This window comes from Paraburkholderia sp. GAS33 (assembly GCF_050436645.1).
In the GTDB taxonomy this organism is placed as follows: domain Bacteria; phylum Pseudomonadota; class Gammaproteobacteria; order Burkholderiales; family Burkholderiaceae; genus Paraburkholderia; species Paraburkholderia phenazinium_B.
In genome coordinates this window covers 15,859-27,806 of the sequence record NZ_JBNDMP010000010.1, presented here as the reverse complement: position 1 = coordinate 27,806, position 11,948 = coordinate 15,859, and the positions used below count along the sequence as shown (strand labels likewise).

The 11,948-nt window shown below is 60.7% G+C and carries 13 protein-coding genes; all 13 read left to right on the top strand.

Translation table 11 applies throughout. The features are described 5' to 3' along the window. The first annotated feature begins 2 nt into the window (after nt 1-2). The 13 genes from nuoI to P3T24_RS26835 all read left to right on the top strand — a co-directional run bounded on the left by nuoI (nt 3) and on the right by P3T24_RS26835 (nt 11,813). Nucleotides 3-491: an NADH-quinone oxidoreductase subunit NuoI gene (nuoI, locus tag P3T24_RS26895; protein ID WP_012401389.1), complete on the top strand. Its 489-nt coding sequence runs from the start codon at nt 3-5 to the stop codon at nt 489-491. A gap of 140 nt (nt 492-631) precedes the next feature. Next, a complete protein-coding gene (locus P3T24_RS26890; protein WP_429286215.1) occupies nt 632-1,339 on the top strand; it encodes an NADH-quinone oxidoreductase subunit J in 708 nt (235 codons plus the stop codon). 20 nt (nt 1,340-1,359) lie between these two features. Further along, the gene (gene nuoK, locus P3T24_RS26885) at nt 1,360-1,665 is read left to right on the top strand and encodes an NADH-quinone oxidoreductase subunit NuoK (protein ID WP_013339863.1); all 306 of its coding nucleotides are present in this window, start codon (nt 1,360-1,362) and stop codon (nt 1,663-1,665) included. 18 nt (nt 1,666-1,683) lie between these two features. Beyond that, nucleotides 1,684-3,771 carry an NADH-quinone oxidoreductase subunit L gene (nuoL, locus tag P3T24_RS26880; protein WP_074265303.1) on the top strand — a complete coding sequence of 696 codons (2,088 nt, stop codon included), beginning with the start codon at nt 1,684-1,686 and terminating at the stop codon, nt 3,769-3,771. Nucleotides 3,772-3,795: 24 nt separating this feature from the next. Beyond that, nucleotides 3,796-5,286, top strand: a complete 1,491-nt coding sequence (locus P3T24_RS26875; protein WP_429286213.1) for an NADH-quinone oxidoreductase subunit M — start codon at nt 3,796-3,798, stop codon at nt 5,284-5,286. A gap of 25 nt (nt 5,287-5,311) precedes the next feature. Then, complete coding sequence (gene nuoN, locus P3T24_RS26870; protein WP_074265301.1) at nt 5,312-6,784, top strand: NADH-quinone oxidoreductase subunit NuoN; 1,473 nt, start codon at nt 5,312-5,314, stop codon at nt 6,782-6,784. After that, nucleotides 6,784-7,080, top strand: a complete 297-nt coding sequence (locus P3T24_RS26865; protein ID WP_074265300.1) for a DUF2818 family protein — start codon at nt 6,784-6,786, stop codon at nt 7,078-7,080. Before nuoN ends, P3T24_RS26865 begins: the two co-directional genes overlap by 1 nt. Before the next feature lie 41 nt (nt 7,081-7,121). Further along, complete coding sequence (locus P3T24_RS26860) at nt 7,122-7,712, top strand: NUDIX domain-containing protein (RefSeq protein ID WP_074265299.1); 591 nt, start codon at nt 7,122-7,124, stop codon at nt 7,710-7,712. A gap of 333 nt (nt 7,713-8,045) precedes the next feature. After that, nucleotides 8,046-8,474: a DUF1178 family protein gene (locus P3T24_RS26855; protein ID WP_074265298.1), complete on the top strand. Its 429-nt coding sequence runs from the start codon at nt 8,046-8,048 to the stop codon at nt 8,472-8,474. Nucleotides 8,475-8,523: 49 nt separating this feature from the next. Next, nucleotides 8,524-9,720 carry an acyl-CoA dehydrogenase family protein gene (locus P3T24_RS26850; protein ID WP_429286211.1) on the top strand — a complete coding sequence of 399 codons (1,197 nt, stop codon included), beginning with the start codon at nt 8,524-8,526 and terminating at the stop codon, nt 9,718-9,720. Nucleotides 9,721-9,730: 10 nt separating this feature from the next. Continuing rightward, nucleotides 9,731-10,858 carry an acyl-CoA dehydrogenase family protein gene (locus P3T24_RS26845; protein ID WP_429439449.1) on the top strand — a complete coding sequence of 376 codons (1,128 nt, stop codon included), beginning with the start codon at nt 9,731-9,733 and terminating at the stop codon, nt 10,856-10,858. Between the two features lie 35 nt (nt 10,859-10,893). Continuing rightward, on the top strand, nt 10,894-11,352 hold the full coding sequence (locus tag P3T24_RS26840) for a MaoC family dehydratase (RefSeq protein ID WP_074265295.1): 459 nt from the start codon (nt 10,894-10,896) through the stop codon (nt 11,350-11,352). Continuing rightward, on the top strand, nt 11,349-11,813 hold the full coding sequence (locus P3T24_RS26835; protein ID WP_429439446.1) for a MaoC family dehydratase: 465 nt from the start codon (nt 11,349-11,351) through the stop codon (nt 11,811-11,813). The genes P3T24_RS26840 and P3T24_RS26835 overlap by 4 nt, the downstream gene beginning before the upstream one ends. Nucleotides 11,814-11,948 lie beyond the last annotated feature (135 nt).

Genomic DNA, 11,948 nt, shown 5'->3' with positions numbered 1-11,948 from the left:
CTATGACCGCAATCCAAAACTTCTTCAAGACCTTCTTCCTCACGGAATTGCTCAAAGGTCTCGCGCTGACCGGACGTTATACGTTCCAGCGCAAGATCACGGTGCAGTTCCCGGAAGAGAAGACCCCGATTTCGCCGCGTTTTCGCGGTCTGCACGCACTGCGCCGGTATGAGAACGGCGAAGAGCGCTGCATCGCCTGCAAGCTCTGTGAAGCGGTGTGCCCGGCGCTCGCCATCACGATCGAATCGGAAACGCGCGCGGACAACACCCGTCGCACGACGCGTTACGACATTGACCTGACCAAATGCATCTTCTGCGGTTTCTGCGAAGAAAGCTGTCCGGTCGATTCGATCGTGGAAACGCACATTCTCGAGTATCACGGCGAGAAGCGCGGTGACCTGTATTTCACGAAGGACATGTTGCTGGCCGTGGGCGACCGCTACGAAGCGGAGATCGCGGCAAACAAGGCAGCGGATGCGCCGTATCGTTGATTGACTGAAACGCTTTTGTTTGACGTATCACGTTGTACCGGCCTGCAGTCAGGCCGTAGGCTGCTGCTTGACCGCTGTAGCATGGCGCGCTTGTGCCAAAGAACAACGCCTGACGATGGCCTAACGATGAACCGGTAATCATGGAATTCACGACCGTACTGTTCTACATCTTCGCTCTGCTCCTGGTGGTGTCCGGGCTGAAGGTGATCACCTCGCGCAACCCGGTGGCGTCCGCGCTGTTCCTGGTGCTCGCGTTCTTCAACGCGGCGGCCATCTGGATGCTTCTGCAGGCAGAGTTTCTCGCGATCCTGCTGGTGCTCGTGTATGTCGGCGCGGTGATGGTGCTGTTCCTGTTCGTGGTGATGATGCTGGACATCAACCTCGACGTGCTGCGCCGCGACTTCAAACGCTTCGTGCCGGTGGCGACTGTCGTGGGGGCGATCATCGTGATCGAAACCGCGCTGATCCTGTGGCACGGCTTTGGCGCCACGGTCACGCCGCTGCGCGATACGACGGTGGCGGCTGGCAGCGCAATGGCTGACTGGTCGAATACGCGCCTGATCGGTAAAGTCATCTACACCGACTACATCTTCGCGTTCGAAGTCGCCGGTCTGGTACTGCTGGTGGCGATTATCGCCGCGATCGCACTGACCACGCGTCACGCGAAGGACAGCAAGCGCCAGCGCGTGAGCGATCAGGTCAAGGTGCGGGCGCAAGACCGCGTGCGGGTGGTGAAGATGCCGTCGGAAAAGACCGCAGCCACTATCGCAGCAGAAGACGCGGCAGCCGCTGCGGCCGCCGCAGCCACGGCTGCTGCAACGGCCACGGCCGCAGCCAAGAATAGCTGAGAGGAGACAGGAGAAAAATTATGCTGACCCTTGCTCATTACCTGGTGCTCGGCGCGATCCTGTTTGCGATCAGCGTCGTAGGCATCTTCCTGAACCGCCGCAACGTCATCATTATCCTGATGGCGATCGAGCTGATGCTGCTGGCGGTGAACACCAATTTCGTCGCGTTTTCGCATTACCTCGGCGACGTCCATGGCCAGATCTTCGTCTTCTTCGTGCTGACGGTTGCAGCGGCTGAAGCGGCGATCGGGCTGGCGATTCTGGTGACCCTGTTCCGTAGTCTCGACACGATCAATGTCGAGGATCTCGATCAGCTCAAAGGTTAATCTCGAGGCAAGACTGTTATGTCAACCACACTCAACGAAAACCTGTTGCTGGCGGTACCGCTTGCACCGCTGGCCGGCTCTCTGATTGCCGGGCTGTTCGGCAAGGCGGTGGGGCGCGCAGGGGCCCACACGGTCACGATCCTCGGCGTTGCGATCGCCTTCGTGCTTTCGGCCATCGTCTTCTTCGACGTAATGAACGGCGCGAGCTTCAACGCGACGATCTACGAGTGGATGTCGGTCGGCAAGCTGAAGTTCGAAGTCGGTTTCCTCGTCGATTCGCTCACGGCGATGATGATGTGTGTCGTGACCTTCGTGTCGCTGATGGTGCACATCTACACGATCGGCTACATGGCCGACGACGACGGCTACCAGCGCTTCTTCTCGTACATCGCGCTGTTCACGTTCTCGATGCTGATGCTCGTGATGAGCAACAACCTGCTGCAGCTGTTCTTTGGCTGGGAAGCGGTGGGTCTGGTGTCGTACCTGCTGATCGGCTTCTACTTCACGCGTGAAAGCGCGATCTACGCGAACATGAAAGCGTTTATCGTGAACCGCGTGGGCGACTTCGGTTTTCTGTTGGGCATTGGCCTGCTGCTGGCGTTTGGCGGCTCGCTGAACTACGGCGACATCTTCGCGAAGAGCCATGAGCTCGCGTCGCTGACGTTCCCGGGCACCAGCTGGGGCCTGTTGACGGTTGCCTGTATTTGCCTCTTCATCGGCGCAATGGGTAAGTCGGCGCAGTTCCCGCTGCACGTCTGGCTGCCGGATTCCATGGAAGGCCCGACGCCGATCTCTGCACTGATTCACGCGGCAACCATGGTGACGGCCGGTATCTTCATGGTCACGCGCATGTCGCCGCTGTTCGAACTGTCGGATACGGCGTTGTCGTTCGTGACGGTCATCGGCGCGATCACTGCGCTGTTCATGGGCTTCCTCGGGATTGTCCAGAACGACATCAAGCGTGTGGTGGCTTACTCCACGCTGTCGCAGCTCGGTTACATGACGGTGGCACTGGGCGTCTCGGCGTATCCGGTCGCCATGTTCCACCTGATGACGCACGCGTTCTTCAAGGCGCTGCTGTTCCTCGGCGCGGGTTCGGTGATCATCGGCATGCACCACGATCAGGACATGCGCAACATGGGCGGCCTGCGCAAGTACATGCCGATCACGTGGATCACGTCGCTGATCGGTTCGCTGGCGCTGATCGGCACGCCGTTCTTCTCGGGCTTCTACTCGAAAGACTCGATCATCGACGCAGTGAAGCTGTCGCATCTGCCGGGTTCGGGTTTCGCGTACTTCGCGGTGGTGGCGAGCGTGTTCGTCACGGCGCTGTACTCGTTCCGTATGTACTTCCTGGTGTTCCACGGTGAAGAGCGCTTCCGCAAGCCGAAGCATCCGGATTCGCCGATGGGTATCGAAGCCGCCGCTCACGCTGCGCACGGTCATGACGACCATGGTCACGGGCACGATGCGCACGGGCACGGCCACGACGATCACGGCCACGCGCACGAGCCGCATGAAAGCCCGTGGGTGGTATGGGTGCCGCTGGTGCTGCTGGCCATTCCGTCGGTCATCATCGGTGCGATCGCGGTCGGCCCGCTCCTGTTCGGCGATTTCTTCGCGCACGGCGTGGTGTTCGACAAGGTCATCTACATCGGCGCGAACCATCCCGCGGTGTCCGAGATGGCGGAAGAATTCCAGGGCTGGGTGCTGATGGGCCTGCACTCGGTGTCGGGGCTGCCGGTCTGGCTGGCGCTCGCGGGTGTGGTCGTGTCGTGGTTCCTGTACCTGAAGCGTCCGGATCTGCCGCCGGTTATCCGCCGCGCGTTTGGCCCGATCTATACGCTGCTCGATAACAAGTACTATCTCGACAAGATTAACGAAGTCGTGTTTGCACGCGGCGCCGTGGCGATCGGCCGGGGCCTTTGGAAAGAAGGCGACGTGGTGGTCATCGACGGTATCGTCAATGGCAGCGCGCGCTTTATCGGCTGGTTTGCCGGAGTGATCCGCTTCCTCCAGTCGGGCTACATCTACCATTACGCGTTTGCCATGATCATCGGCATGCTGGGGCTCCTGACCCTGTTTGTAACGCTTGGCGGCAAATAAGAGAAGGCGAGGGGACACCACACAATGCACACGTATCCGATTTTAAGTATCGCGATCTGGTTGCCGATCCTGTTCGGCCTCCTGGTCCTTGCTATCGGCTCTGACAAGAATCCTGGTCCGGCGCGCTGGCTCGCGCTGGTTGGTTCGGTTCTCAGCTTCATCGTCACGATTCCGCTGTTCACCAGCTTCGATTCGAGCACGGCGGATCTGCAGTTCGTTGAAAATGTGCATTGGATCGAGCGCTTCAACATTACCTATCACCTTGGGGTGGACGGCATCTCGATGTGGTTCGTGGTGCTGACCGCCTTGATCACCGTGATCGTCGTGATTGCCGGGTGGCAGGTCATTACGAAGAACGTGGGCCAGTATTTCGCCTCGTTCCTGATCTTGTCCGGCATCATGGTCGGCGTGTTCAGCGCAGCGGACGGGATGCTGTTTTACGTGTTCTTCGAAGCAACGCTGATCCCGATGTACATCATCATCGGCGTGTGGGGCGGACCGAACCGCGTGTATGCGGCGTTCAAGTTCTTCCTGTACACGCTGATGGGTTCGCTGCTGATGCTGGTCGCGCTGCTCTATCTGTACACGCAGACGGGCACCTTCGATCTGGCGACGTGGCAGACCACGAAGATCGCCATGACGCCGCAGATATTGCTGTTCATAGCGTTCTTCCTTGCCTTCGCGGTGAAGGTGCCGATGTGGCCGGTCCACACGTGGTTGCCTGACGCCCACGTGGAAGCGCCGACGGGCGGCTCGGTCGTGCTGGCCGCTATCATGCTGAAGCTGGGAGCGTACGGTTTCCTGCGCTTCTCGCTGCCGGTCACGCCGGACGCCAGCCACTTCCTGGCCCCAGTCGTCATCACGCTGTCGCTGATTGCGGTTATCTACATTGGTCTGGTTGCGATGGTGCAGGCGGACATGAAGAAGCTGGTGGCGTATTCGTCGATTGCGCACATGGGCTTCGTCACGCTCGGCTTTTTCATCTTCAATCAGCTCGGCGCGGAAGGCGCGATCGTGCAGATGATCTCGCACGGTTTCGTCTCGGGCGCGATGTTCCTGTGTATCGGCGTGCTGTATGACCGCCTGCACTCGCGCCAGATTGCCGATTACGGCGGTGTCGTCAACGTGATGCCGAAGTTCGCGGCGCTGGTGATGCTGTTTTCGATGGCCAATTGCGGCCTGCCGGGCACTTCCGGGTTCGTCGGCGAGTTTATGGTGATTCTGGCTGCGGTCCAGTATAACTTCTGGATTGCAGGCGGCGCCGCAGTCACGCTGATTCTCGGCGCGGCCTACACGCTTTGGATGTACAAGCGCGTGTATTTTGGCGCGGTGGCGAACGACCACGTGAAGAAGCTGCTCGATATCAACAATCGCGAGTTCTTCATGCTGATCGTGCTGGCCGTATTGACGCTGTTCATGGGCCTGTATCCGAAGCCCTTTACCGATGTGATGCACGTATCCGTGGAAAACCTCCTCTCCCACGTTGCGCAGTCGAAACTGCCGTTGCCACAGTAACGCAGAGCGGAGGAATTTAAACACCATGCAAAACGCACCTATGACTGCCCTGTTGCCCGACGGCCTGTTGATGCTCGCCGTAGTTCTCGCGTGGCTCAACGACACGTTCTTCGGCCAGGCGGCGCGACGGACCACGTACTTCATCGCCCTGTTCTCGACGCTGATTGCGGGCATCTGGTTCGGCGTGAACGCTTTCGACCCGCACGTGTATTACTTCTTCGGGCACATGTACGTGGTCGACGCCTTCGGCAGCGTGATGAAGGCGGTGGTGTCGCTCGGTTACACGGTGTCGATCATCTACTCGCGCAGGTATCTTGAAGACCGCGAACTGTACCGCGGCGACTTCTTCCTGCTGGGCATGTTCTCGCTGCTCGGCCAGCTGGTAATGATCTCGGGCAACAACTTCCTGACGCTGTACCTCGGTCTGGAACTGATGTCGCTGTCGCTGTATGCGGTGATCGCGCTGCGCCGCGATGCTGCGCAGTCGAACGAAGCGGCGATGAAGTACTACGTGCTGGGTGCACTGGCATCCGGTTTCCTGCTGTATGGCATCTCGATGCTGTACGGCGCAACCGGTTCGCTGGATATCAACGAAGTGTTCAAGGCCGTGGCTTCCGGCCGTATCAACGACGTGGTGCTGCTGTTCGGCGTGATCTTCGTGGTGGCCGGCGTGGCGTTCAAGATGGGCGCGGTGCCGTTCCACATGTGGGTGCCTGACGTGTATCAGGGCGCACCGACCGCCATGACGCTGCTGACGGGCGGAGGACCGAAGGTGGCCGCCTTCGCGTGGGGCCTGCGCTTCCTCGTGATGGGTCTGCTGCCGCTGGCGGTCGACTGGCAGGAAATGCTGGTGATCCTCGCGGCGCTGTCGCTGATCGTGGGGAATATCACCGGTATCGTCCAGCGCAACATCAAGCGGATGCTCGCCTACTCGGCCATCTCGAACATGGGCTTCGTGCTGCTGGGCCTGCTGGCTGGTGTGGTGGACGGCAAGACGAGCGGGGCGGCAAGCGCATACGGCTCGGCGATGTTCTATAGCATTGTCTACCTGGTGACGACGCTCGGCACATTCGGCATCGTCATGCTGCTGGCGCGCCGCGACTTCGAAGCCGAGACGCTCGACGACTTCAAGGGTCTCAATCAGCGCAGTCCGGTGTTCGCGTTCGTGATGATGATCATGATGTTCTCGCTCGCGGGTGTTCCGCCGGCAGTCGGCTTCTACGCGAAGCTCGCCGTGCTGCAAGCGACGATGAACGCCGGTCTGACGTGGCTCGCCGTGCTGGCCGTGATCACCTCGCTGTTTGGCGCGTTCTACTACCTGCGTATCGTCAAGCTGATGTACTTCGACGATCCGCTCGACACCACGCCGATCCAGGCCGATACCTGCAACCGCGCGTTGCTGGCGCTCAACGGTTTGGCTGTGCTCGTGCTCGGCATCGTGCCGGATCCGCTGCTGAAGGTTTGCCTGCAAGCGATCACCCATACCCTGACGTTCTGATGTCGGCTGCTGGCTGGTTCATTGTGTTGTTGGCGCTCGCGGGCGCCAACCTGCCGTTCGTGAATCAACGCCTCTTCGCCTTCGTGCCGCTCAAGGCGGCAAGGAAGAGCGCCTGGCTGCGGATCGGCGAGCTGATCGTGCTTTATTTTGTCGTGGGCGCGTTCGGCTTTATGCTCGAAGCGCGGGCGGGTAACCGCTTCGAGCAGGGCTGGCAGTTCTACGCGATCACCTTCAGTCTGTTTCTGGTGTTTGCGTTCCCCGGCTTCACCTTCCAGTATCTCGTCAAACGGCGCTGACGGCATGAGCCGTCGCGCACCACGCTGTCCTGAGGTCGCACATGGCTGAACTTCCCGATCACGACGCTACGCTTACCGAGACCTGTCTTGAGAGCAAGACTCTCCATCAAGGTCCATTCCTGACTCTGAAGTGCGACACCGTCCGTTTGCCGGACGGCAAGAGCGCGACTCGCGAGTACGTCAAACATCCGGGCGCCGTGATGGTGATCCCGCTGTTCGACGATGGCCGCGTGCTGATGGAATGCCAGTATCGCTATCCGATCGGCAAGGTGATGCACGAGTATCCGGCCGGCAAACTGGATCCGAGCGAAGGCTCGCTTGCTTGCGCGAAGCGTGAGCTGCAGGAAGAGACCGGCTACACGGCGCGCGAATACGTCTACCTGGCGCGCATCCATCCGATCATTTCGTACTCGACCGAATTTATCGATATCTTCCTCGCACGCGGCCTGACTGCCGGCGATCGCAAGCTCGACGAGGGAGAGTTCCTCGAACTCTTCACGGCGACGGTGCCTGAGGTGTTGGAGTGGGTGCGGACCGGCAAGATCACCGACGTCAAGACGATTATCGGTACGTTCTGGCTGGAGAAGGTGTTGTCGGGCACGTGGGTTTCGCCGGAGCCTGAACCTGACTGACCGGCGATTACATGGGTTGACCGCGTGCGGCCGCTTCGAGCGGCGCGGCGCGGCGCGAGGCGAGCACCCACGAGTCACGAGATCAAATAAACGGCAGCCCACAAGGCTGCCGTTGTTGTTGGTAGCCCCGTTGGCAGACCCGCTGGCAGCCCCGTTTTATGGCGTGTCGGCGGGCATTGGCGCAAAGCGTTAGAATCGCGCACGCACACTCGATTACTCCCGGGCACGGAAATGTGTCAAAGCCGAGTGCCGAAGTCGCCCAAGCAAAATTTACGAACGACCGTTCACAAATTTCTATTTTGCGCTAAACTCATACGCAAGCCCTGATTCCACATGAAGGTCCTCGATCTACAGTGCCCGCATGGCCATCGGTTTGAAGGCTGGTTTGCCTCCGCCGAAGACTTTGAGTCGCAGTTGTCCCGCAAGCTTGTCGAATGTCCTATTTGCGGTGCGACCGAAGTGAGCCGTTTGCCGTCGGCGCCCCGGCTGAATCTGTCGGGTGCGAGCGCGGCGGCGCAAGCCCCTGCGGGCACGGAAGAGCAGCAGGCGCGTGTAATGCGCGCGCTGCGCGAGGTACTGGAAAAGACTGAGAACGTGGGTGACCGCTTCGCCGAGGAAGCACGGCGCATTCACTACAACGAAGCGCCTGCACGCAGCATTCGCGGTGTTACGACACCGGAAGATGCAAAAGCCCTGGTTGAAGAAGGCATTGAAGTGATGTCGCTGCCGATCCCGGCCGCTCTGAAGGAACCGTTGCAATAGCGCAGCGGCTCCCTGGCGGTGGGACAGCCGCGGCCAGGAGACACTGCGCATGAATCTGGATTATTCCCCCGCTGACGACGCGTTCCGCGCCGACATCCGCGCCTGGCTCGAAGCGAATTTGCCTCACGAGCTAAGCGACAAAGTACTCAATCACAAGCGTCTGAATCGCGAAGACTTCGCGAACTGGCACAAGCTGCTCGGCACGCGCGGCTGGTCGGTGATCGCCTGGCCGACCGAATACGGCGGCCCGGGGTGGAATGCTACACAACGGCACATCTGGGACGAAGAGTGCGCCCGTATCGGCGCGCCCTCGGTGTTGCCGTTCGGTGTGTCGATGGTCGCGCCCGTTTTGATGAAATACGGCAGCGAGGCGCAAAAGCGTCACTACTTGCCACGGATTCTGGACGGCTCGGACTGGTGGTGCCAAGGCTACTCGGAACCCGGTTCGGGCTCGGACCTCGCTTCGCTGCGCACGCGCGCCGAGCGGGTTGGCGATCACTACGTCGTGAACGGTCAGAAGACGTGGACCACGCTCGGCCAGCACGCCGACATGATGTTTTGCCTCGTGCGTACCGACAGCGGCGCGAAAAAGCAGGAGGGCATCTCGTTCCTGCTGATCGATATGAAGACGCCGGGCATCACGGTGCGCCCGATCATCACGCTCGACGAAGATCATGAAGTCAACGAAGTGTTCTTCGAAGACGTGAAGGTGCCGGTCGAGAATCTGGTCGGCGACGAAAATCGCGGTTGGACCTACGCTAAATATCTGCTGGGCCATGAGCGTACGGGGATTGCGCGCGTCGGTCAGTCGAAGCGCGAACTTGTGTTCCTGAAGCGCCTCGCGCTCGACCAGAAGAAGAACGGCAAGCCGCTTCTGCTCGACCCGGTGTTCGCCGCAAAAGTCGCGAGCCTGGAAATCGAATTGATGGCGCTTGAAGTCACGGTGCAACGCGTCGTTGCCAATGAAGCAGGCGGGCGCGGGCCGGGACCGGAAGCGTCGATGCTGAAGATCAAGGGCACTGAGGTCCAGCAGGGCCTCACCGAGCTGATGTTTGAAGCCATCGGCCCACTGGCCGCGCCGTTCGACGTGTCGTTCCTCGAAGGCGAACGCGCCCACAGCATTGCCGGCGACGATGACGCCGCGCCGCTGGCCGCGTACTACTTCAACTTCCGCAAGACGTCGATCTACGGCGGCTCGAACGAAATTCAAAAGAACATCATCGCGCAGATGATTCTCGGACTCTGAGGAGCGGCGCATGGACTTCAATTTTACCGACGAACAACAGCAATTCGCCGATGCACTGCGCCGTTATCTCGACAAGAACTACGGCTTCGAAGCGCGTCAGGCTATTGTTTATTCGGACGCGGGCGCATCGGATACGCATTGGGCGGCGTTCACGGAACTTGGCTTGACGGCATTGCCGGTGCCGGAAGATCAGGGCGGCTTCAATGGCAGTCCTGTCGATATGCTGGTCGTGATGCAGGAGCTGGGCCGCGCCCTGGTGGTCGAGCCGTATTGGGCGACGGCCGTGGGCATCGAGGCATTGCGCGTTGCAAGTTCGGCGCAGGGCGAAGATGCCGCGCTGCTCGAACGCGCGGCGCAAGGTGAGATCAAGCTCGCGGTCGCCTTTCACGAGCCGCATGCCCGCTATGATCTGTTCGCCGTCGATTCCACGGCGACGCAGCAAGGCGAGCATTACGCGCTGAGTGGCAAGAAATCGGTCGTGCTGCATGGCGCTCAGGCGGATCACTGGATCGTGCCTGCACGCCTGAACGGCGAGATCGCTCTGTTCGTGGTCGCACGCGAGGCAGCCGGTACGCAGGTCACGGATTACCGCACCATCGACGGGCAACGCGCTGCTTCGTTGTCGTTCGAAAGCACGGCCGCGCGTCGCCTCAGTGGTCAGCATGCCGGAGCGGCGGCGCTCGAGCAGATCGCCGACTACGGCACCGTGCTGTTGTGCGCGGAAGCGGTGGGCGCGCTCGATGCGCTAAACCGCGCCACGGTTGAATACACGAAAACGCGTCAGCAGTTCGGCCAGCCAATCGCACGTTTTCAGGCGTTGCAGCACCGCATGGTCGAGATGCTGATTCACGCGGAGCAGGCGCGCTCGGTGACCTATCTGGCGGCGGGACGTTACGCCAGCACCGATGCCGATGAACGGCGCCGTGCCGTCTCGGCAGCGAAGGTTAGGGTGGGGCAGGCGGCGCGTTTCGTCGGCCAGCAGGCGGTGCAGTTGCACGGCGGCATGGGGGTGACGAACGAAGTGGCGGCGGCCCATCTGTTCAAGCGCCTCGCGATTATCGAAACCACGCTGGGCGACGTCGATCATCATCTTGCGCGGTTCGCCGCGCTACCTGGTTTTGCCACCGCCGAAGTTTGAGGGGGTTGGCCGGTCCTAACGAGTGAGGTGTCACCATGGGATTGAGTTTCGAAGATATGGAAGTCGGTAAGGTCATCGAATGCGGCGAACACACGTTCACGCGTGAGGAGATCGTAGAGTTTGCCGAAAAGTTCGATCCGCAGCCGTTTCACATCGACGACGACGCGGCTGCCGCGTCGCCCTTCGGCGGATTGATCGCGAGCGGCTGGCATACCTGCTCGGTGATGATGGGACTGCTGGTGCGCAACGCGTTTGCCGGGTCCACGTCGATGGGCTCGCCCGGCATCGATGAAATCCGTTGGCTCAAGCCGGTGCGCGTCGGCGACACGATCCGCATGACGAATCTGGTTCTGGACAAACGTGTTTCGTCGAGCAAGCCGGACCGCGGCCTCGTCTCCACCGAATGGCAGGGTATCAACCAGCACGGCGAGACGGTGATCACCGTGCGCTCAAAGGGGCTGTTCGGTTTGCGTCATCCGGGAGCGGCCGCATGAAGCGAGATTCGGTAGGACTCGATGCGCAGGCGCTGCGTTCGCTAGTGGGTGGCGAGCCGCTCGTCAGCGAATGGCTGACAGTCGATCAGGCAAGCGTGAACGGCTTTGCCACAGCCACCGGCGATCACCAATGGATTCACGTCGATCCTGAGCGGGCGCGGCGCGAATCTCCGTTCGGCGGGCCGATTGCGCATGGCTTTCTGACCTTGTCGCTGATCCCTGCTTTGCTTCAAAAGACCGTCGTGCTCAAGCAGCGCATGGGCGTCAACTATGGTCTGAACCGCGTGCGTTTCACTGCGCCGGTGCCTGTCGACTCGCAGGTGCGCGGGCGTTTTACCGTAGCAAGCGTGGACGACGTGGATGACGCCGGAGTGCAGGTCGTGTGGAACGTGACACTGGAGCGCCAGGGCAATGAACGGCCGGTGTGCGTGGCGGAATTCATCACACGGCATTACTTCTAGCGCTGGCTGGACGAGTGACGGCTTTTAGCGGCACGCAACGAGCCGTCGAGGTGTGACGTGTGCGTATGACGGCGTGGCCGCGCCGCCTGCGCGTTGCAGAAGACGAAAGGGCGTGAGCGGCTCTATGCCGCTCAC

What these genes read in the sequence shown, in the direction of transcription:
- nuoI (WP_012401389.1), top strand. Translation starts at nt 3, where the DNA reads ATGACCGCAATCCAAAACTTCTTCAAGACCTTCTTCCTCACGGAATTG.
- P3T24_RS26890 (WP_429286215.1), top strand. Translation starts at nt 632, where the DNA reads ATGGAATTCACGACCGTACTGTTCTACATCTTCGCTCTGCTCCTGGTG.
- nuoK (WP_013339863.1), top strand. Translation starts at nt 1,360, where the DNA reads ATGCTGACCCTTGCTCATTACCTGGTGCTCGGCGCGATCCTGTTTGCG.
- nuoL (WP_074265303.1), top strand. Translation starts at nt 1,684, where the DNA reads ATGTCAACCACACTCAACGAAAACCTGTTGCTGGCGGTACCGCTTGCA.
- P3T24_RS26875 (WP_429286213.1), top strand. Translation starts at nt 3,796, where the DNA reads ATGCACACGTATCCGATTTTAAGTATCGCGATCTGGTTGCCGATCCTG.
- nuoN (WP_074265301.1), top strand. Translation starts at nt 5,312, where the DNA reads ATGCAAAACGCACCTATGACTGCCCTGTTGCCCGACGGCCTGTTGATG.
- P3T24_RS26865 (WP_074265300.1), top strand. Translation starts at nt 6,784, where the DNA reads ATGTCGGCTGCTGGCTGGTTCATTGTGTTGTTGGCGCTCGCGGGCGCC.
- P3T24_RS26860 (WP_074265299.1), top strand. Translation starts at nt 7,122, where the DNA reads ATGGCTGAACTTCCCGATCACGACGCTACGCTTACCGAGACCTGTCTT.
- P3T24_RS26855 (WP_074265298.1), top strand. Translation starts at nt 8,046, where the DNA reads ATGAAGGTCCTCGATCTACAGTGCCCGCATGGCCATCGGTTTGAAGGC.
- P3T24_RS26850 (WP_429286211.1), top strand. Translation starts at nt 8,524, where the DNA reads ATGAATCTGGATTATTCCCCCGCTGACGACGCGTTCCGCGCCGACATC.
- P3T24_RS26845 (WP_429439449.1), top strand. Translation starts at nt 9,731, where the DNA reads ATGGACTTCAATTTTACCGACGAACAACAGCAATTCGCCGATGCACTG.
- P3T24_RS26840 (WP_074265295.1), top strand. Translation starts at nt 10,894, where the DNA reads ATGGGATTGAGTTTCGAAGATATGGAAGTCGGTAAGGTCATCGAATGC.
- P3T24_RS26835 (WP_429439446.1), top strand. Translation starts at nt 11,349, where the DNA reads ATGAAGCGAGATTCGGTAGGACTCGATGCGCAGGCGCTGCGTTCGCTA.